This window comes from Pseudomyxococcus flavus (assembly GCF_050038885.1).
GTDB lineage: Bacteria > Myxococcota > Myxococcia > Myxococcales > Myxococcaceae > Myxococcus > Myxococcus flavus.
The window spans coordinates 6,626,897-6,646,947 of record NZ_CP143624.1; the positions used below are offsets into that span (position 1 = coordinate 6,626,897).

Sequence of the window (20,051 nt, forward strand, 5' to 3'; positions counted from 1 at the left end):
TTTACACATGTCAGACGGGTCCGTAGAATCCGGAGCCCTTATGGCGCGCCCGAAGAGTCAGAAAAACGTAATCAGGAAGCGGAGTTACACGGCCGGCCGGGTGGCCCGGCAGGTTCCCATCGTCCCCGAGCCCAACAGGCTCCTGAAGGTCTGGCGTCGCGTGCTCGAACGTCGGCTGCGCACGCGCCTGCGCGCGAAGGTGGCGTTGGAGATTCACGACAACACGCACACCATGCTGACGTTCCAACGTCAGCGGGCCATGTGGCGGCTGCGGCTGCACCACATGTTCCTGGTCGCTCCGGACGACGTGGTGCAGGCGCTCGCCAGCTTCGTGCGCAAGGGGGACCCGGACGCCAGCGTGCTCCTGGACAAGTTCATCGAGCGCAACCGCGTCTACATCCGGCGTCTGTCCCCGGCGCAGATGCGCAAGCGCATCCGCCTGGTGCCGGTGGGACAGCACCACGACCTGGAGCGCATCTACGACCGGCTGAACGAGCGCTACTTCGATGGCCGCATCGACGCGGCCATCACCTACGGCCCGGCGCCGCGGGTGAAGGGGCCTCGCAAGAGCATCAAGATGGGCTCCTACTCGGCGGACTCGAAGGTCATCCGCATCCATCCGGCGTTGGACCAGCCGGTGGTTCCCCGCTACTTCGTGGAGTGGATTGTCTTCCACGAGATGCTCCACCACGTGTACCGGACCCGGAAGGGCGAGGACGGGCGGCGCTGCATCCACCCGCCCGAGTTGATAGAGCACGAGAAGCAGTTCCATGACTACGCCCGGGCCCTGGCCTGGGAGCGGGAGAACCTGGACCTGCTGCTGCGAGCCCGCGTGACGCCGGCCTGAGTCAGGGGCCGTGCGTTCATCCCGCGGCCTCAAGGGATGATGAGGCCGCCGGGGCTGCGCCGCTCCTGGATGGGAGCTGGCGCGGCCTCCCCGGGGCCGGCCCCCACGCCGGGCCGTGCCTCGACCGCCGCCTGCGCTCCGGCGGCGGCCACCAGGGCCAGCACCTTCTCGAAGAGTCGCTCGGCGAAGCGGGAGAAGGGCTCCTGGGGGCCGTGGAAGAGCCGGCGAGCCTCCGCCCGGGCGATGTCCGCCTCCCGGGGCCTGGCGCTCCGCTCGAAGTAGTCCGCCATCCGCCACAGCCGCAGCGCGTAGCGCTGGCGCACCTCGGGGGTGAAGAACCCGCGGGCCACGTTGAGCACGGCCGCCTGCAGTTGCTCCTGGCGCTGCACGTCGCTCAGCGCCAGGGGGCTGTGCACCACCTCGTCCATCTTCTGCACCAGCAGCCGCATCTCGGGCTCCGGGGGCAGCCATGCCGCCAGCTCCACCGTGTCGTGGAGGGCATCTGCTTCCAGGGCGCGGCGCACATCCTCCAGCTCGGGACGCGGCAGCTCGGTGGGGGCCAGCTGTGGCTGCACGCCAAAGTGGCGCAGCACCACGTCCAGGCCCTCCGGAAAGGGCGTGTGCGTGCGCAGGTTGATGCCGGCGGCCTCCGCCAGCAGGCCGGTGGCCACTTCGTATGGGAGCTCGACGATGCCGCCGTGGGCCAGCCCTTCCTTCACCAGCTTCCGCCAGGTGGCGCGGCTCCTGTCGCCCACCTGGAGCGCCACCACGCCGTGTTCGTCGGACAGCTGCATCTGGACCACTTCCACGCCGGCGCCTCGTAGCGTGCGGGCCATGACGAGCGCCCGCTCGCCGGTGCCGGTGATGGCGCTGGCGAGCGCGTTGAGCACCTCGGGCGCGGCGGCGCCGCGGGGCTGCTCGGTGTCCTTGGGGCGCGACGGCTCGGCCACGGTAACGCCGCGCGAGCGCAGGCGGTAGAGCGCCTTCTTCGCGGCCTTGGCCAGGGGCTTCACGGCGGAGGTGGACAGCGCCTCGGGCAGGGCAGGGTGGCCCTCCGCCACGGCGGCTTCGAGCACGGCCTGGGCCAGCGGCTCGGGCAGGGGCTCCACGCGGGCGACGTCGGCCTGGGCCACCTCGCGCACGAGCGAGCGGGCGGACTCCACCGCGTCGGCGGGGAAGGCAGGCAGCGGCGTGCCGGCGCGCAGCGCATCCAGCAGGGAGCAAGGGTCCGAAGAGGAAGGGCTCATGCCGGACCATCTACTGCACAGCGCGCGTCGAGGGGCATGCCCGCCGGGGGCATTGCGCACAACAGGCCACAGTCCGGCGCGGGGCGCGGTTGTCAGCGTCGCCGGACCAGCGCGCTGCGTCCAGGCTCCGCCACCACGGCCAGCTCCGACTGGAGCCGCTCGCCGAACACGCGCGATGGCGGCGCTCCGCGCACGATGAAGTGGTCGTACCAGACGCCCTGGCGCGCATAGTCCATCTGTTGCGGTCGCCACTCGGACGGGAAGGTGGGCGGCTCCTCGCCGGTGTAGCGCAGCGGGGAGTGGGGCGTGGAGGCGAAGGTGAAGTTGGGCACGCCGCCGCGCGCCCGCGCCAGCACCGCCGCGCTGTGGATGAAGACAGGCTGTCGCACCACCCGCGAGCCAGGGTCGAACATCAACCCCATGACACGCGGCCTGGACGCAGTCGCGGCCACCAGCGGTCCCCACTCGGCCTGGGCTTCGCGGGAGAAGGCGCGGTAGCCACGCGCCATCACCACGGCCAGCACCAGGGCGCAGGCCAGGGCGCCGACGCGCAGGGGGCGTCGCCACGCGGGGAGCGTCACGGGGACGGTGGCCACCAGCAGCGCGGCGGCCAGATGCGCGTAGCGGGTGTTGAGGTAGTAGACGTAGCCGCGGATATCGAAGGGCAGCAGGAAGTAGAGCGCGAGCGCCAGCAGCCCCAGCCCCATCAGCCGCGAGCGCGCCACCATGCCCTGCGCGGCCGGGCGCTCCGGACGCAGCAGCCCCGCCAGCCAGCCGACGGCCGCCACCACGCCCACGGCGTACAAGGCCCAGCGGTCCGAGCCGTCCCGGAACGTGTTGGCGAGCACCTGCAGCAGCTCGGCGCGATTCTGCTCGAAGCTCTTCCAGGCCAGGTTCTGCGGCGAGAAGGTGGGGCCCCACGCCTTCCACGGCACGCCGGGCTGGATGTCCGCGGGCTCACCGAAGCGCAGCACCACCCAGCCGAGGAAGAGCGCCACGCCGGGAACGACGCCCAGCAGCGCCGGTACGCGGGGCCGCAGCCGGGCCACGAGCCCCTGGGCGGTGGCATCCTCGGGCACGCGCGTGGTGAGCAGCAGCCACGGCAGGCCGAAGGCGAGGAACCCGAAGGCCTGCACATGGAAGAGCAGCACCGCGACCAGGCACGCGGCCAGCCCCAGGGCCCAGGCGCGGCGGCGCGGCGCGTCCTCCAGCGTGCGCACGAACAAGCCACAGCACAGCAGGGTCAGCGGCAGCGCGGCGCAGTAGTTGATGAAGCCCCAGTTGAAGCTGTCCCCGTAGGCGAACGGGAGCGCCAGCAGGGCGGGCCAGGTGGGGCGGCCCAGGCTGCGCAGCAGGAAGCCCAGGCTCAGCGGCAGCCCCACCACGTAGGCGGAGAGGAAGACGCGGTTGGCCACCTCCAGCGGCAGCAGCCAGTTGAGCGCGCTGACGAGGTAGTAGTAGCCCAGGTAGGGCGTCAGGGCATGGCGCGCGGCGAAGAGCTGCGGATACAGCGTGGTGGGGTCATCCAGCCGGTGCAGCACGGAGATGAGGTACAGGTGCTGGGGCAGGTCCACCATGGGCAGGTGGCGCGACACCCACAGGGGAAGCGTCCCCAGGACGAGCGCGGCGGCATGGACGAGGCGTGAGGGTCGGAGCGTCACGGAGGCCGCGGACTGTACGCGGCGTCCCCCCGCCCCGCGAGCCACCCGTGCACCCAGGCCAGCCCCTGTTTCCCAGGTAGACAAAGGTGTGGCCGGCGGCCTTGGCAGTCGCGGGAGGCTGCGGTATAGGCGCCGGCTGACGAGAGGGGCGGCCCTGGGGCCTCCCCGAGGAGAGAGACATGACGCGCATCGGATTGTGGATGGCCGGAGGGCTGATGACGAGCGGCCTGCTGCTGGCCCCGGGCGCGGCGGAGGCCTGCGAGGCCCACCAGCGCGCCGCGGAGGCCAAGGCGGCGGAGGCGAAGAAGGCCGGCGGCGAGTCGCCCACCGGCGACCTGGAGCGTCCGCTGGACGTCCTCGACTCGCTGCTGACCGCCAAGTGCCAGTGCGGCAGCAAGGCGGACTGCACGTGCAAGAAGGGCTCGTGCGAGTGCAGCAAGTGCAAGAAGCCGAAGCGGCGGGTGATGGACGCGCTGCGCGGCCAGCCCGCGGAGCTGAAGCTCGACGAGGCGCGCTACGACGCGTCCGCGGGCGTGTTCATCTAGGCGTCTCGGCGGAGCCCTTCTCCGCCTTCACCACCAGCAGGGGCGGCAGGGCCACGCGCTCGAAGCGCACGAAGCCCGCCGCCGCGGCCTCCCGTCGCAGCTCGGCTTCGCCGCGCGGATGCAGGCCGACCCCGCGGTGGAGCAGCGCACGAGGCGCCTTCGGCGGCGCGTACGTGCTGGCCACCCAGCGGCCACCGGGCCGGAGCACGCGGTGCACCTCCAGCAGCAGCCGCGGCAGGTCCGCCACGAAGGGGAGGGCGTCGCTCATCAGCACCGCGCCCAGCGTGCCGTCCTGGAAGGGCAGATAGGGCGCCTCGGCGCGCAGGAAGTCCACGGCGACGCCCGCTTCACGCGCCTGGGCCACGCCTTCCTCCAGCATGGCGCGTGACAGGTCCATCGCGGCCACCAGCGGCAGGTCCGGCTCGCGCGCCAGCCGCCGCGCCAGCAGGCCGGTGCCACAGCCCACGTCCAGCACTGGCGCCGCCGGCTGGCCCAGGAGGCTGCGGTAGAGGAGGAATTCGCTGTCGCCGTCCAGCGGCTGGCGGGTGAGGGCCCGCTGGAGCACCGGCCGCATGTAGCGCTCGTAGGAGCGCGCCACCCAGCGCTGCTCCATGCCGCGCTGGAGCGGGCCGGAGGCGGCCGGGTCCACCACGAGGTCGGCGACGCCCTCGGCCACCGGGTGGCTGGCGCCACACTCCAGGCAGCGCAGGGGACCGAAGAAGTGCACCGGGGCGTCCGCCTCCGGCTGGAGGACACCGCGGCGGCACCGGGGACACCGCAGGAGGGGAACGAGCGCGCGCCGCATGGGGGCGGCAAGGCTACCGTCCCCCGCGCGGCGCGAGAACCGCTTTTCGACCGGGCCGCGTCAGGCCGAGGGCTGCGTGCGAGGCACGCGCTTGTCCTCGGCCACCAGCACCGGCCAGCCGCGCGCCATGGCCTCGCGGAAGAAGGCCGCCAGCTCCCGGCGGCTGTGATTCACCGCGCCCAGGAAGGGGTCGATGAGGGACTCCTCACCCAGGCTGCGCGTGGCGCTCAGCTCCACCGGCGTACCGCACCGCTCGCAGCGGATGGACACCTGGCGCACCAGCGCCACCGGCACCGCGTAGCGGGCGCCACAGTCGCCGCACTTCCACACCAGGGCGCGCTCGCCAGCCTCGCGGCGGGCCAGGTTCTCCAGCTCGTCCGCCAGGCGCAGCAGCGCCGGCAGGTCCTGCGGTGGCTGCGCGAAGACGGCGGAAGGACCGAAGCCCGTCTCGGGTGCGCCCAGGAGCGGGGGGCGGTCCCCCTGCAGCAGGGTGCGCAGCCGGTCGCGGGCGCGCATGTCTCGGAATTCGGCGCCAGTGAGGGCGCGCTCCACGGCCTCGTGGACCGGAGGCAGCTCCGGCTCGAGGCGCTCATCGTCCGGCAACGCCTGGGGGAAGTTGACCAGTCGGTGCCCGGGGACTGCGAGGAATCGGAAGGCCACGGTGGCTCCATCGCATTGTGCTTCGCGCGGTGCAAGACGCGAGTTGGCAATTGTCCGCTGCTGCCGCTTGTCCAGCGGCTACTGAGACCACTCCAGCATGCGCTGCAGCGGTGCGCGAGCACCCTCGCGCAGCGACTCAGGCATGGTCAGCTCGGGCGTGCGGTCCTTCATGCAGCGCCACAGCTTCTCCAGCGTGTTCAAGCGCATGTACGGGCACTCGTTGCACGCGCAGCCGTTGTCTGGCGGCGCGGGGATGAAGGTCTTTTCCGGCGCGGCCTTCTTCATCTGGTGGAGGATGCCCGCCTCCGTCACCACGATGAACTGCTGCTTCGGGCTACGCACCGCGTAATCGAGGATGGCCTTGGTGGAGCCGATGAAGTCCGCGTGGCGCAGGACGGCCTGCTCACACTCGGGGTGAGCCACCACCTCCGCCTCCGGATGCTCCACCTTGAGCTGAACCAGTTTCTTCTCGCTGAAGATTTCGTGGACGATGCAGCTGCCCGGCCACAGCACCATGTCGCGGCCCGTCTGCTTCATCACGAAGCGGCCCAGGTGCTGGTCCGGCGCGAAGAGAATCTGCCGGTCCTTCGGAACCTGGTTCACGATTTTCACCGCGTTGGATGACGTGCAGATGACGTCGCTCATGGCCTTCACCGCGGCGGAGCTGTTGACGTAGCTCACCACGAAGGCTCCGGGGTGCTTGTCCTTGAACGCCTTGAAGGCGCCCGGAGGGCACCGGTCCGACAGCGAGCAGCCCGCCTTCAGGTCCGGCAGCAGCACCTGCCGGGACGGATTGAGGATCTTCGCCGTCTCGGCCATGAAATGAACGCCACAGAAGACGATGACGTCTGCCTGGGTCCGTGCCGCCGCCTGGGCCAATGCCAGGCTGTCTCCCACGAAATCCGCGAGGTCCTGAACTTCGCTCTCCTGGTAATAGTGCGCCAGGATGACTGCGTTCATGGAACGCTTGAGCTCCTGGATTTCCTTCGCGTAGTCCACTTCGGCGCCCATGGCACCTCCTCGAGTCCCACATTTAACCGGGACTGGAAGTGCCGGCCAGGGTGCGGTTTGCCCCACTTCGCTCATGCCCGGGTGGTTGTGAATCAGGCGGGCGGCCCTTTTCCAACATCCGCCCTGTCCTCATGCTGGGGCACTCCCTTCCCCATGAGGTCCGGTAAGATGGCTCTCCGGGCCGGACGCCGCACATGCGGTTCGGCCATTGCATCCAGGGACTTCGGACCATGGGGGAATGTGAGGGGGCCGTCGCCATGAGGCGCGGTCGTGGAGGCTGGAGGTCACATTCCGACCCGTGAAGTGGTTCATCCGGGGCAGGCAGCAGGAGCTCCGGTGGAGGAGGACAGATGACCGTGACGACGCGCGCAGTGCTGGTCGTGCATCCGGAGGCGGAGCGTCGGGGTCGGCTTCGCGCCTTGCTGGACGGCTACGACGTGCTCGAGGCCTCCAACCGGCAGGAGGCGGTCGAATTCCTCACGAAATCCGCTCCCGCGCTGGTGTTGACGCACCCGGACGTCTTTCCCCGGTTGTTGAAGGACCTGGAGCGCTACACCCCGCGCTCCATCCGCGCGGTGCTCTGTCCCAAAGACAACGCCCAGGCCCACCACAGCCTGGTGGACGTGGCTGCTGCGGGGCACATGTTCTTCACCCTGGAGGACGACCCCTCACCGGCACTGCGGCGCGCCGTCCAGGAGCTGCTGGAGCTGCGCGAGTCCGAGCGCAGGGAACCCCAGGGCATCCTCGATGCATGCTTCACCGCGGAGGGGGCGTCCTTCCGCGCGCGGGTGCTCGACGTGGCCACGGGCGGCCTGGGCCTGCGGCTGGAGTCCAACGTGCGCATCGAGCGGCTCACGCCAGGCACGGAGCTGGAGGGCCTCCAGGTGCTGCGCGGTGAGGCGCTGGTGCTGCGCGCGGGCCATGCCACGGTGCGCATGGTGCGCCCCCTGCGCGCGACCGAGGGCCACGGCTTCCACCTGGGCGTTTCGCTGGAGCGGCCGGTGGAGCATGCGCGCACGTCCGCCGCGCCGCTGCTCAACGACGCGGTGCGCATCCGCGGCTTGCTGCGCCGGGCCGTGCGCGCGGGGGTGGGCTTCGGGCTGCGCACGCATGAGGGCAACCGGCTGGTGGACTTCACCCGCGCGGAGGTGCTGGCGGAGGAGTCGCGGCTGGTGCTGCGCGACCAGTCGCAGCCGGGGGCGCTCTTCCACCCGGGTGACGTGGTGCGGCTGTGCCTGGACTTCGGCGGCGTGTGCCACGTGGGGACCACGGCGGTGCTGGCCGCCGAGCCCCACCAGGTGGAGGTGGCGCTGCCGCGCACGCTCAGCCTGCACCACCGCCGCAACAGCCTGCGCTTCCGCTCCACCGCGGAGCGGCCGTTCGCGGTGTCCTTCAATTCCCCGCTGACGGGGGAGGCCATCGTCCGCCCGCTGCTGGACCTGCACACAGGCGGCTTCGCGTTCCCCTTCGACGCCGGCCGGGAGGCCTTTCCGCCGGGGCTGGTGCTGGACGATGTGACGCTCCAGCTGCCGGATGGCCGGCGCTCGCACTGCCGCGCGCAGGTGCAGGACACCGGGCAGCTCACGGTGACGGAGGAGAGCGCCAGCATGAGTCGTCCGCGCCGCTGCGGCCTGCGCATCCTCGCGCTGGAGCCCGAGGCGCGCACCGCCATCCTGGATGCCTTCATCAAGGCCCGTTGTCCCGACGCGCGCGATGCGTCCGAGCTCCCCTTCTCCGACGTCTGGGACCTGTTCCGCTCCGCCGACGTGCGCTTCCCGGACTATCCCTTCCACGACAACGGCACCCCCGAGCTGCTGGTGGACGCGCACCAGCGGCTGGGCAATGGCATCCATGGCCTGTCCAAGGCCATCGTCTACCAGCGCGATGGCCGGCTCTACGGCCACATCTCCGGTCTGCGCATCTATTCACGCACCTGGCTGTCGCAGCACCTGGTGGTGCGGCCCGGCTATCACCGCCATGAGTCCATCTCCCAGGAGTTGGTGGCGCTCGCGGCCGACTACGCGGAGAGCCTGGAGGACGTGGAGTACCTGCGCGCCCTGTGGCGCTGCCGCAACCGGTGGACCTCGCGCATCTACGGCGCCATCGCCAGCCGGCTGGAGCGGCCGGGGCTGAGCTGCCTGCACGGCTTCACGCCCTGCCGGCTTCCCGTGGACGCCGCGCTGCCGCCACCTCGCGCGGACCTGCGCGTTCGCCCCGCGGAGGCGTCCGACCTGCGCTGGCTGGAGCAGCACCTGCGCGAGACGCAGGACGTGGTGCGCCTGCGCAGCTCGGACCTGGTGGAAGGAGAGATGTCGCTGGGGACGCTGGGCGGGCGCTACGCGGACGCGGGGATGCGGCGCTCGCGCCGCATCGCACTGGTGGACGGCCAGGACGGCCCCAGGGGCTACGTCCTCATGGAGGACGCCACGCCCGGCCTGTTCTGGGCGGAGTGGTACAACGCCTTCTCGCTCGTCATTTTGGAGCAGGACGCGCAGGAGGCGGACGCCGTGCGTCAGGCCCTGGTGACGCATGCGGTGGCGGACTCGGCCCGGCGCGGCCGCTCCACCGCGGAGTGCCTGGCCGCGGACGCGGACCTGCCCGCCCTGGAGGCGCTGGGTTTCCACAGCCTGGGCAAGGTCATGGAGTTCACCGCCCACCGCCGGCTCGTGCGTGACTGGAACGCGTACCTGCTCGCCGTCTTCGAGCGGCTGGCTGCCCATGGCCGCGGCGGCGGTCGCGTGGACGACAAGGACATCGCGGCATGACGTACCTGATGGAGTCGGCCCAGGAAGTGGGCCGCCTGAAGGCCCAGGCGAGCGCCACCTCCTATGCGGACCGCCTGCGGCTCACCGGTTTGAGCGCCGGGCACACCGCCCTGGATGTGGGGTGCGGACCGGGCATCATCACCTCGGAGATGCTGGACGTCGTCGGTCCCGAGGGCCGTGTGGTGGGCATCGAGCCGCAGGCCGAGCACCTCGCGGCGGCCCGGGCGTTGCTCGGGGACCGGCCCAACGTGGAGCTGCTCCAGGGGGCGCTGCCGGACACGCGGCTGCCCTCCAATCGGTTCGACTACGTGTGGTGTCAGTACGTCTTCGAGTACCTGGGGGAGCAGGCCGCCGCGCTGGAGGAGCTGGTGCGGGTGGTGCGCCCGGGGGGGCGGGTGGTGGTGGCGGATATCGACGGCGTCGGCCTGTGGAACTGGCCCTTCCCGGAGGACCTCCAGGAGGAGAGCCAGAAGCTCCTGGCGGCCCTGCGGGCTGCACGCTTCGACCTGCACGCGGGCCGCAAGCTGTTCCACCTCTTCCGCAAGGCGGGACTGGAGGACGTGCGCGTGCACATCTCTCCCTTCTACGTGGCGGCGGGCGCCGTGGACGCGCGACTCCACGAGGACTGGGTCATCCGCTTCCGGACCCTGCGGCCACTTGCGGCGCCTTTTTTCGGCGGTGCCGAGCCCTACGATGCCTTCTGCCAACGCTTCATGGCGCTCCTGGATGACGCCGACACCCTCAAGTATGCGATGGTGTTGACGACCGAAGGAGTGAAGCGTTGACCGTCTCCGCAGAACCGGCGGCCGCGTCCTCAGCCCCCGACACCCCCGAGCTGAGCGTCCGGATGCTGCGCAGCATCATGCTCTATTACGAGCGGACCTATGGCCGGGAGCGGCTGGTCCGCTTGTGGCAGCGTGAGGCCTTGCCGCTGTCGCTCGACTACATGGAGACGCTCACCAACTTCGTCTCCGTGGGCTTCACCGAGCGCCTCTTCGACGTGCTCGACAAGGACTCGGGCGACCCGGACTTCATGACCAAGGCGGGGCGGAGCATCGCCAGCCCGGAGGCGGTGGGCTTCCTCTATTACATGATGAAGGCGCTGGCCACGCCGCGCAGCGTCTACGAGCGCGCGCTGGAGCTGGACCACACGTACAACCGAGTGGGTGGCTTCCACATCGACACGCTCACCGACTCGCGGGTGCAGGTGCGCTACGTCAGCCGCATCCGCGAGAAGGATCGCAACTTCTGCCGCGCGCGGCAGGGCAACCTGTCCGCGTTCCCCGCCATCTGGAACCTGCCCCTGGCGGAGGTGAAGGAGCTGCGCTGCCAGGTGGATGGGGCGGACTGCTGCGAGTACGACATCCGCTGGCAGAACCTGCCGCCGCTGGCGTGGCGCTACATCGTGGGCGGCATGGCGGGCATGGTGGCGGGCCTCGTGGCGGGCACCTGGAACCTGGCGCCGCCCATCTTCGCGGTCAGCTCGCTGGGCATGGTGGGCATCGCGGCCGGCGCGTGGCTGGACACGCGGGCGGCGCTGATGCGCAAGGACGCGCAGTTGTCGGAGCAGCACCAGGGCCTGCAGACGTCCCTGGAGGACCTGCAACGGCGCAACGAGGAGATCTTCCGCGCCAACAAGGCGCTCGAGGACCGGGTGGCGGAGCGGACGCTGGCGCTGTCCGAGGCCAACACCAAGCTGGAGGCCGCGCTCGTGCGGCAGCAGGAGCTGGACCGACTCAAGAGCGAGTTCTTCGACAACGTGAGCCACGAGCTGCGCACGCCGCTGACGCTCATCCTGCTGACGCTGGAGTCGCTGATGAAGCAGGCGGACCAGCTGCCGCCAGAGCTGCAGCCGCACGTCACCACGATGGAGCGCAGCGCGCAGCGCCTCTTGCGGCTCATCAACAACCTGCTGGACCTGGCCCAGCTGGAGTCCGGGAAGGCGCGTCTGCGCTACCAGCCGCTGGAGCTGCACAGCTTCCTCAGCACCGTGGTGCCGCCCTTCTACGCCATGGCGGAGCGGCAGGGCGTGACGCTGCGGCTGGAGGGCGCCGCGGTGACGCCGGTCCATGTGGACACCGAGCGCATGGACATCGTCTTCCAGAACCTGCTGTCCAACGCGCTGAAGTTCACCCAGAAGGGCGGGGTGACGGTGCGCGTGCGCGAGGACGACAACGACGTGCACGTCGAGGTGGAGGACACCGGCCTCGGCATCGCCCCACACGACATCCCCGTCATCTTCGACCGCTTCTCCCAGGCGGACACCAGCGGCACCCGCCGCTTCGGCGGCACGGGCATCGGGCTGGCGCTGGTGAAGGAGACGCTGGAGCTGCACGCAGGCGGCATCTCCGTGACGAGCGAGCTGGGCAAGGGCTCGACCTTCCGCGTGCGTCTGCCCAAGGGCACCGCCCACATCCGGGAGGACCTGCGCGAGCGCCGCCAGGTTGCCATGCCGGTGCGGCGCGAGCGGCGCATCTCCGGAGCGTACCCCTCGGTGGAGCGGGGCTCACCGGACGTGGCGGACTCGGTGAGCGCGCCGGCCAGGGACCACGCCGGGCCGGGGCAGGACGCGGCGCGCATCCTGGTGGTGGAGGACGACGCGGAGATCCGCGGCTTCATCGCCCGGCTGCTGTCCCAGCACTACCGCGTGCTGGAGGCCGTCAACGGCGACGACGGCCGGCAGCGCGCGCTGAGCGAGCGCCCGGACCTCATCGTGTCGGACGTGATGATGCCCGTCATGTCCGGCCTGCAGATGCTGACGGCGCTGCGCAATGAGCCGCAGACGGTGGACATCCCCGTCATCCTCCTCACCGCGCGCCAGGAGGTGACGGCCAAGGTGGAGGGCCTGGGCACCGGGGCCAACGACTACCTGGGCAAGCCCTTCAGCCCGCGCGAGCTGCTGGCGCGCATCGAGACGCAGCTGCGCCTGCGCGAGGCGGCGGTGCGCGCCGCGGAGAACGAGCGGCTGGCCGCCATCGGCCTGCTGACGTCCGGCTTCGCGCACGAGGTGCGCAACCCGCTCAACGGGCTGATGAACGCGCTGCTGCCGCTCAAGGACATGCTGGCGGGCGGCGTGTCCGACGCGGACCTGGGCAAGGCCATGCTGGAGGTGGTGGAGGAGTGCGGCCAGCGCATCCGCCACCTGGCCGAGTCCCTGCTGGCCTTCACGCGCACGAGCGAGAACCCCGTGGTGCTGTCGCTGGATGCCTCGCTGGACTCCACGCTCAGCGTGCTGGCCTGGAAAATCCCCCCGGACGTCAAGGTGGAGCGCGCCTATGATTGCGGCGAGCCCGTGCGCGGCAACCCCGGTGCCTTGAACCAGGTCTGGCTCAACCTCCTGGACAACGCCCTGCGCGCGGTGGGGCCGAAGGGCCGGGTCCGCATCGCCACCGCGAGCACGGCGGAGGAAGCCGTGGTCACCATCAGCGACGACGGGGTGGGCATCCGGCCGGAGGACATGGAGCGGCTCTTCCAGCCCTTCTTCTCCACCCGGGCGGCCGGCGAGGGCACGGGGCTGGGCCTGGCGCTCAGCCGCCGCATCGTCGTCCAGCACGGCGGGCACATCACGCTGTCCAGCACGCCGGGGAAGGGGACGCAGGTGGAGGTCCGCCTCCCGCTGCGTCAGGCCCCGGCCCTGCCCGCGGGCGCCGCGCCCGAGCACGCGTCCGAGCCACGCATCGGCCGGCTGGGCTGACGCGGGGCGTGAAGGCCCCGTCCGGGCGCGTGGCGGCCGGGCGGCGGAGACAGGGAATTCCCCACCGCCCCAGGTGTCCTCCTGGGCACGGCCCGCGTGTCTGCTACAGTCACGCCACTTTTTCGTCGCACCTCTCCATTCAAGGAAAGCACCGCATGCAAGGTACCGTAGCCGCGGGCGATGCCCGCAAGGGGCACCCGCGAGGGCTCTACCTCCTGTTCTTCACCGAGATGTGGGAGCGCATGTCGTACTACGGCATGCGTGGCCTGCTCGTGCTCTTCCTCACGAGCAAGGTCAACGGAGGCTTTGGCTGGTCCACCGCGGACGCGCTCAGTCTCTACGGCACCTATACGGGCCTGGTGTACCTGACGCCCATCATCGGCGGCTTCATCGCGGACCGCTACATGGGGCAGCGCCGGGCGGTGGTGCTCGGTGGCGTGCTGATGATGATAGGCCACCTCGTCCTGGCCTTGCCCAGCGTGGCCATGTTCTACACGGGCCTGGCGTTCCTCATCATCGGCAACGGCTTCTTCAAGCCGAACATCTCCACCATGGTGGGCGGGCTGTACGCCCCCGGTGACGGCCGCCGCGACAGCGCCTTCACCATCTTCTACATGGGCATCAACCTGGGCGCGGTGCTCGGCAACTTCATCTGCGGCACGCTGGGCGAGCGCGTGGGCTGGCACTGGGGCTTCGGCGCCGCTGGCGTGGGCATGTTCCTGGGGCTCGTCGCCTTCCTGGCGCTGCAGAACAAGCTGCTGGGGCAGGTGGGGCTGGTCCCGGAGAAGATGGTCGCCGCCGCCGAGGCGAAGCCGGGCACCGAGAAGAAGACGGGCTTCAGCCGCGACGAAATCGACCGCATCATCGTCATCTTCATCATCGCCATCTTCGTCGTCGCCTTCTGGACGGGCTTCGAGCAGGCCGGCGGGTTGATGAACCTCTACACGGACGCGAAGGTCGACCGCTCCATCCTGGGCTGGGAGGTGCCGACCACCTGGTTCCAGAACTTCAACTCCATCTTCATCGTCACGCTGGCGCCGGTGTTCGCCGGCCTGTGGAGCTGGCTGGCCGCGCGGGGCAAGGACCCGAGCATCCCCGTGAAGATGAGCCTGGGCCTGCTGTTCCTCTCCGCGGGCTTCCTCTTCATGCTGGGCGCCTCCAGCGAGAGCGCGGCGACGGGCAAGGCGGCCGCGTGGTGGGTGGTGATGGCCTACCTGCTCCACACCATGGGCGAGCTGTGCCTGTCGCCCGTCGGCCTGTCCATGGTGACCAAGGTGGCGCCAGCGCGCATCGTCTCCGCGATGATGGGCGTGTGGTTCCTGGCGAACGCGGCGGCCAACAAGCTGGCCGGCGTCCTCGGTGGCTACTCGGAGCAGATGGGCGAGTTCGGCGTGTTCCGCACCATCGCCATCGGCACGGGCGCCGCCGGCGTGGTGCTGCTGCTCGTCGCTCCGCTCCTCAAGCGGATGATGCACGGCACGGACGAGGTGAAGCCGGCCGCGCCGACCTCCGAGCAGCAGGGGGGCTCGGTGGCGGCGGCCTGAGCCGCGGCCCCGCGTCACAGGTTGACGTGCAGACGCCGGTGTCCCGAAGCGGGGCGCCGGCGTTTCTGTTTCCAGGGGCGTCCCGGAAACGCGAACGCCGGCGCGCCACTCAGGCGCACCGGCGTCGGGGCTCACTGCGAGGGGCGAGGGGCGTGTGCTACGCGGACTTCGCCGTGCCGGGCGTCACGCCAGCGGCGTTGCGCTCCTCGGTGGGGATGGGCGCGGACGTCTGGTAGTAGTCGCGGACCACGTAGCGGCGGGCCACCAGGGCCATGCCCACGGCGGCCAGCAGCGCGAAGCCGGCGTAGAAGAAGAACTGCCCGGAGCCGGTGAAGACGTTCAGCTTCGAGGTGATGGCCACGGCCACGTTGGCCAGGGTGTTCGTCACCAGCCACACGCTCTGGATGGTGCCCTTCATCTCCCGCGGGGCCTGCGTGTACGCGAACTCCAGGCCCGTGGTGGACATCAGGATTTCGCCCAGCGTCAGCACGATGTACGGGAGAATCTGCCAGGCGATGTTCAGCGTGGTGCCGCCCTCCATGGTCACCTGGAAGATGCCGGCGATGATGAACGACAGCGCGCCAATCACCAGGCCCAGCGGCATGCGCCGCAGCGGCGTCAGCTCCCAGCCGGCCCGCTGGAAGGCCGGGTAGACGACGGCCGTCAGGAAGGGGATGAGCAGCATCACCAGCAGCGGATTGACGAACTGCATCTGGCTGGCCTGGAAGGTGAACGGCCCCACCTGCGGGTCCATGGCCCGGGCCTGCACCACCCACGTGGACGCCTTCTGGTCGAAGAGCATCCAGAAGAAGGGCACGAAGGGCAGCAGCAGCCCGCTCACGCGGAACACCGCCTTCACGCCCTCCACGGACTCCTCGGGGTGCTCCTTCTTCGCGCCGTCCAGCCAGCTTCCACCCTGACCCCGGTTGCGCAGCGCGCTGGACACCACCCTGAAGAAGCTGTGCGGGTTGGCGCCCGTCGCGGGCACGCGGACGTACTTGTGCCGGCCCAGCCAGAAGATGAACGTCGCGATGAACATCAGCACCCCGGGGATGCCGAAGGCCACCGACGGCCCGAAGTGCTTGAGCAGGAGGGGGATGAACAGCGACGCGAAGAACGAGCCGAAGTTGATGGTCCAGTAGAAGATGGCGAAGACCTTCTTCACCAGGTGGCTGTTCGACTCGTTGAACTGGTCGCCCACCATGGCCGCCACGCAGGGCTTGATGCCGCCGCTGCCAATGGCGATGAGCGCCAGGCCCGTGAAGAAGCCCGTGGCGTTGTGCTCGAACACCGCCAGGCAGGCGTGGCCCAGGCAGTACACCAGGCTGAGCCCCAGGATGATGCGGTACTTCCCGAAGAAGCGGTCCGCCAGGTACCCGCCGATGAGCGGGAAGAAGTACACGCCCGCCATGAACGTGTGCATCAGGCTCTTCGCTTCGGCCTCACGCAGTGCGTCATCCGGCACCTGGGTGCGCAGGAGGTAGTCGATGAGGAACACCGTGAGGATGTTCCGCATCCCGTAGAAGCTGAAGCGCTCACACGCCTCGTTGCCGATGATGAAGGGGATTTGCGGCGGGAACTTGTTGTTCTGCGCGGCGGTTGCCTGGGCCATGCGACGGGGTGCTCCCTGGTGACGAAAGGTGGGGGCTCCTAGATTCCGAGAAGCCGCACCCTACCCAACGAGCGCGCCGGACTCCACCGCACGGCGCTTGCTCGCCCCGCGGGGCGATGTGCCCCGGTCCGCACCCGCGCCGGAAATGTCCCGCAAGACTGCCTGCGTCATTCCGGTGGGCGTGTGTGTTTATTGATACAACTCAAGTTCCATGGCTGGGTTTGACAGGAATTGGAATGTCCCTATCATTTCCCGTGATGTCTTTCCTCCAAGGTGGTGCGAGGGGATGGGGGTGAATGAAGGCACCCCCGTCCCCCCGCTCCATTTTCCTTGAAGGGATGGCGCGGTGCGTCGTCAGCCGCGCGCGCCCTGGAGCACGGGCGCCGGGCCATCCACCCGCACGCCCACGCGTGCCCTGCGCGCCTTGGTCAGCACGTGTCCCAGGTAGCGGCCGGTGTGGCTGCCCTCGACCTGGGCGACCTGCTCGGGCGTGCCAGCGGCCAGGATGCGGCCTCCGCCCGCGCCGCCCTCGGGCCCCAGGTCGATGATCCAGTCCGCGCTCTTGATGACGTCCAGGTTGTGCTCGATGACGAGCACGCTGTTGCCCGCCTCCACCAGCCGGTTGAGCACCGACAGCAGCTTGCGGATGTCCTCGAAGTGCAGGCCGGTGGTGGGCTCGTCGAGGATGTAGAGGGTGCGCCCGGTGGCCACGCGGGCCAGCTCGCGCGCCAGCTTGATGCGCTGGGCCTCGCCGCCGGACAGGGTGGGCGAGGGCTGGCCCAGGCGGATGTAGCCCAGTCCCACGTCATGCAGCGTCTGGAGCACGCGCATGATGTCGCGGTGCGCGCTGAAGTGCTCCATCGCCTCGCGCACGCTCATGTCGAGCACCTCGGCGACATTCTTCCCCTTGTAGCGCACGCGCAGGGTGGCCTCGTTGAAGCGCTTGCCGGCGCACACCTCGCAGGGGACGTAGACGTCCGCCAGGAAGTGCATCTCCACCAGCTTCACGCCGTCGCCCTCGCAGGCCTCGCAGCGGCCGCCCTTGATGTTGAAGCTGAAGCGGCCCGGGCCGTAGCCGAACGCGCGCGCCTCGGGCGTCATCGCGAACACCTCGCGGATGCTGTCGAAGAGCTTGGTGTACGTGGCCGGGTTGCTGCGCGGGGTGCGGCCAATGGGGCGCTGGTCGATGTCGATGACCTTGTCCAGGTGCTCCAGGCCCAGCACGGCCTTGTGCTTGCCGGGGGCTTCGCGGCTCTCGTAGAGGTGCCGCGCCAGGGCGGGGAAGAGGATTTCGTTGATGAGCGTGGACTTGCCCGCGCCGGACACGCCGGTGACGGCGGTGAAGATGCCCAGCGGAATCTCCGCGTCCACGTTCTTCAGGTTGTTCTCCTGGGCGCCCTGGATGACGAGCTTGCGCTTCGGGTCCGGCTTGCGGCGCTCGCGAGGCACCTCGATTTCCAGCCGGCCCGACAGGTAGGCGCCGGTGGAGCTGGCCTCGTTCGCCATCACCTGCGCCGGCGTGCCCTGCGCCACCACCTGGCCGCCCAGCTCGCCCGCGCCAGGACCGAAGTCCACCAGCCAGTCCGCTTCCTCCATCGTCTCCTCGTCGTGCTCCACGACGATGACGGAGTTGCCCAAGTCCCTCAGGCGCTTGAGCGTGGTCAGCAGCTTGCCGTTGTCGCGCTGGTGCAGGCCGATGGAGGGCTCGTCCAGGATGTAGATGACGCCGGTCAGCTCGCTGCCCATCTGCGACGCCAGGCGGATGCGCTGGCTCTCTCCGCCCGACAGCGTGGACGCGGTGCGGTCCAGCATCAGGTAGCCCAGGCCCACGTCCACGAGGAAGGAGAGCCGGCTGCGAATCTCCTTCAGCAGCTCGGTGGCGATCTTCCGCTCGTGCGCCGTCAGGGCCATGCCGGCCAGGAAGCCCAGCGAGTCGGAGATGGTCATCCGGCTCAGCTCGACGATGGTGCGCCCGTGCACCTTCACGGCGCGGCTCTCCGGCTTCAGGCGCTCGCCCTTGCAGGACGGGCAGGGCTTGTCGCTGAAGTACTTCTGCAGCTCGGTGCGGCGGGCCTCCGAGGTGGTCGTCTTGAAGTTGCGCATCATGCGCTCGACGAGCCCCTCCCACTCCATCTTGTACTTGCCGCCCTCGCCCCAGGCGACGGTGAAGGACTTGCCGCTGGCGCCGTACATCAGCGTGTCCTTCTCGCGCTTGGTCAGCTTGGCGTAGGGCACGTCCAGGTCAATCTTGAACGCCTTGGCCAGGCTCTCCACGAAGTCGGCCGTCCAGCCCTCGCCGCGGTTCATGCTGCCGGCCCACGGCTCAATCGCGCCGTCCCGGATGCTGCGCGACGGGTCGGGGACGATGAGGTCCGGGTCCATCTCCGGCTTGGTGCCCAGGCCGTTGCAGTCCGTGCACATGCCCAGCGGGTTGTTGAAGGAGAAGGACGCGGGCGTCAAATCGCCGAAGGACAGGCCGCACTTCGCGCAGGCGTTGAGCTCGCTCATCACCCGGTCCGAGCCGGGCGTGCCCTTCTCGTCGGTGAGGATGAGCGTGCCCTTGCCCTCGCGCAGCGCCGTCTCCACGGAGTCGGTGAGCCGCGTCTTCACGTCCGGCTTGAGCACCACGCGGTCGATGACGAGCGCGATGTCGTGCTTGGACTTCTTGTCCAGCTCGATGCGCTCCTCCAGGCTCTTGAGCACGCCGTCGATGCGCGCGCGGGAGAAGCCGCGCTTCTGGGCCTCGGCGAGCAGGTCCTTGTGCTCGCCCTTGCGGTTCGTCACCAGCGGCGCCAGCACCTGGAGCTTGGTGCCCGCGGGGGACTTGAGGATTTCGTCCACGATCTGCTGCGCGCTCTGCTTGCCCACCTTCACGCCACAGTTGGGGCAGTGCTGCACCCCGATGGAGGCATAGAGGACACGCAGGTAGTCATGGACCTCCGTGACGGTGCCCACCGTGGAGCGGGGGTTGTTGCTGGCCGCCTTCTGCTCGATGGAGATGGTGGGCGACAGGCCGCGGATGGTGTCGTACTTCGGCTTCTCCATCTGTCCCAGGAATTGCCGGGCGTAGGCAGAGAGGCTCTCCACGTAGCGGCGCTGGCCTTCCGCGTAGAGCGTGTCGAAGGCGAGCGAGCTCTTGCCCGAACCGGACACGCCGGTGAAGACGACGAGCTTCTTCTTGGGAATGTCCAGGGAGACGTTCTTGAGGTTGTGCTCCTTGGCGCCTCTGAGGGAAATGACGTCGGGCTCGGACATGGGCGGGCGATCTACCACTGAATATGCGTTCCGGTAGGGGGAAACACGTCGGAAACGAGGGAGATGCGGAAGAACGCCCTGGGTTGCGCCGCCCATCCCACATTGGCCGACCCTCCAGGCGGGCCGCCGTCCCGGGGACGTGACGCCGTGTTGACGAACAAGGGCCCTGTCGTCCTGGAAGACGCCTGCCTGCCCCTCCCGGACGGAGGTTTCGTCTGTGTGGGAAACGGAGTTCCTGAAGGAATTACGGGATGCGCCCCTGGAGGGGGCCTCGCCTTCCCCGCACGGGTGCGGCTCTTTCCCTGGAGGGTCAGACGGTTGCCGCGTTGGAGCGTGAACCGCCACGCTGTGGGCCGATCGGGCACCGAGGTTGCAAAGGGCCCCCCGCTGGAGCCGTGAGGCGGA

Annotated in this window: 13 protein-coding genes; 6 read left to right on the plus strand and 7 right to left on the minus strand. The window is 69.8% G+C overall.

All coding sequences use genetic code 11. From position 1 onward, the window contains the following. The first annotated feature begins 100 nt into the window (after positions 1-100). Entirely contained in the window at positions 101-847 is a 747-nt protein-coding gene (locus tag VZL07_RS27900) for a hypothetical protein (RefSeq protein ID WP_426750838.1), read from the plus strand. Between the two features lie 29 nt (positions 848-876). On the opposite strand, the gene VZL07_RS27905 is transcribed toward VZL07_RS27900, so the two are convergent. Together VZL07_RS27905 and VZL07_RS27910 are read right to left on the minus strand one after the other, a co-directional pair. After that, positions 877-2,094 (minus strand): hypothetical protein, encoded by a 1,218-nt coding sequence (locus VZL07_RS27905; RefSeq protein WP_426750839.1) that lies wholly within the window; start codon positions 2,092-2,094, stop codon positions 877-879. A gap of 92 nt (positions 2,095-2,186) precedes the next feature. Beyond that, positions 2,187-3,755, minus strand: a complete 1,569-nt coding sequence (locus tag VZL07_RS27910) for a hypothetical protein (protein WP_426750840.1) — start codon at positions 3,753-3,755, stop codon at positions 2,187-2,189. A 179-nt stretch (positions 3,756-3,934) separates the two neighbouring features. Between VZL07_RS27910 and VZL07_RS27915 the strand changes: the two genes are divergently transcribed. After that, positions 3,935-4,300: a metallothionein gene (locus VZL07_RS27915; protein ID WP_426750842.1), complete on the plus strand. Its 366-nt coding sequence runs from the start codon at positions 3,935-3,937 to the stop codon at positions 4,298-4,300. Here the strand turns inward: VZL07_RS27915 and VZL07_RS27920 are convergent. From VZL07_RS27920 to nadA, 3 genes are all read right to left on the minus strand, one after another. After that, positions 4,293-5,105, minus strand: coding sequence for a methyltransferase domain-containing protein (locus VZL07_RS27920; RefSeq protein WP_426750843.1), 813 nt, complete (start codon positions 5,103-5,105; stop codon positions 4,293-4,295). The genes VZL07_RS27915 and VZL07_RS27920 overlap by 8 nt on opposite strands. Positions 5,106-5,165: 60 nt before the next feature. Further along, on the minus strand, positions 5,166-5,765 hold the full coding sequence (locus VZL07_RS27925; protein ID WP_426750844.1) for a hypothetical protein: 600 nt from the start codon (positions 5,763-5,765) through the stop codon (positions 5,166-5,168). Positions 5,766-5,843: 78 nt separating this feature from the next. After that, positions 5,844-6,776 (minus strand): quinolinate synthase NadA, encoded by a 933-nt coding sequence (nadA, locus tag VZL07_RS27930; protein WP_426750845.1) that lies wholly within the window; start codon positions 6,774-6,776, stop codon positions 5,844-5,846. Between the two features lie 350 nt (positions 6,777-7,126). Between nadA and VZL07_RS27935 the strand changes: the two genes are divergently transcribed. From VZL07_RS27935 to VZL07_RS27950, 4 genes are all read left to right on the plus strand, one after another. Then, positions 7,127-9,541, plus strand: coding sequence for a hypothetical protein (locus tag VZL07_RS27935; protein ID WP_426750847.1), 2,415 nt, complete (start codon positions 7,127-7,129; stop codon positions 9,539-9,541). Then, positions 9,538-10,326, plus strand: coding sequence for a methyltransferase domain-containing protein (locus VZL07_RS27940; protein WP_426750848.1), 789 nt, complete (start codon positions 9,538-9,540; stop codon positions 10,324-10,326). Before VZL07_RS27935 ends, VZL07_RS27940 begins: the two co-directional genes overlap by 4 nt. After that, the gene (locus tag VZL07_RS27945) at positions 10,323-13,235 is read left to right on the plus strand and encodes an ATP-binding protein (RefSeq protein ID WP_426750849.1); all 2,913 of its coding nucleotides are present in this window, start codon (positions 10,323-10,325) and stop codon (positions 13,233-13,235) included. Before VZL07_RS27940 ends, VZL07_RS27945 begins: the two co-directional genes overlap by 4 nt. 155 nt (positions 13,236-13,390) lie before the next feature. Beyond that, the gene (locus tag VZL07_RS27950; RefSeq protein ID WP_426750850.1) at positions 13,391-14,779 is read left to right on the plus strand and encodes a peptide MFS transporter; all 1,389 of its coding nucleotides are present in this window, start codon (positions 13,391-13,393) and stop codon (positions 14,777-14,779) included. A 157-nt stretch (positions 14,780-14,936) separates the two neighbouring features. On the opposite strand, the gene VZL07_RS27955 is transcribed toward VZL07_RS27950, so the two are convergent. Next, a complete protein-coding gene (locus tag VZL07_RS27955; protein WP_426750851.1) occupies positions 14,937-16,391 on the minus strand; it encodes a POT family MFS transporter in 1,455 nt (484 codons plus the stop codon). A 354-nt stretch (positions 16,392-16,745) separates the two neighbouring features. Next, the gene (gene uvrA, locus VZL07_RS27960) at positions 16,746-19,646 is read right to left on the minus strand and encodes an excinuclease ABC subunit UvrA (RefSeq protein ID WP_426750852.1); all 2,901 of its coding nucleotides are present in this window, start codon (positions 19,644-19,646) and stop codon (positions 16,746-16,748) included. Positions 19,647-20,051 lie beyond the last annotated feature (405 nt).

Bases quoted from the DNA above. Each gene is read 5' to 3' on its own strand.
- VZL07_RS27905 (WP_426750839.1), bottom strand. From the start codon at position 2,094: ATGAGCCCTTCCTCTTCGGACCCTTGCTCCCTGCTGGATGCGCTGCGC.
- VZL07_RS27915 (WP_426750842.1), top strand. From the start codon at position 3,935: ATGACGCGCATCGGATTGTGGATGGCCGGAGGGCTGATGACGAGCGGC.
- VZL07_RS27920 (WP_426750843.1), bottom strand. From the start codon at position 5,105: ATGCGGCGCGCGCTCGTTCCCCTCCTGCGGTGTCCCCGGTGCCGCCGC.
- nadA (WP_426750845.1), bottom strand. From the start codon at position 6,776: ATGGGCGCCGAAGTGGACTACGCGAAGGAAATCCAGGAGCTCAAGCGT.
- VZL07_RS27935 (WP_426750847.1), top strand. From the start codon at position 7,127: ATGACCGTGACGACGCGCGCAGTGCTGGTCGTGCATCCGGAGGCGGAG.
- VZL07_RS27940 (WP_426750848.1), top strand. From the start codon at position 9,538: ATGACGTACCTGATGGAGTCGGCCCAGGAAGTGGGCCGCCTGAAGGCC.
- VZL07_RS27950 (WP_426750850.1), top strand. From the start codon at position 13,391: ATGCAAGGTACCGTAGCCGCGGGCGATGCCCGCAAGGGGCACCCGCGA.
- VZL07_RS27955 (WP_426750851.1), bottom strand. From the start codon at position 16,391: ATGGCCCAGGCAACCGCCGCGCAGAACAACAAGTTCCCGCCGCAAATC.
- uvrA (WP_426750852.1), bottom strand. From the start codon at position 19,646: ATGTCCGAGCCCGACGTCATTTCCCTCAGAGGCGCCAAGGAGCACAAC.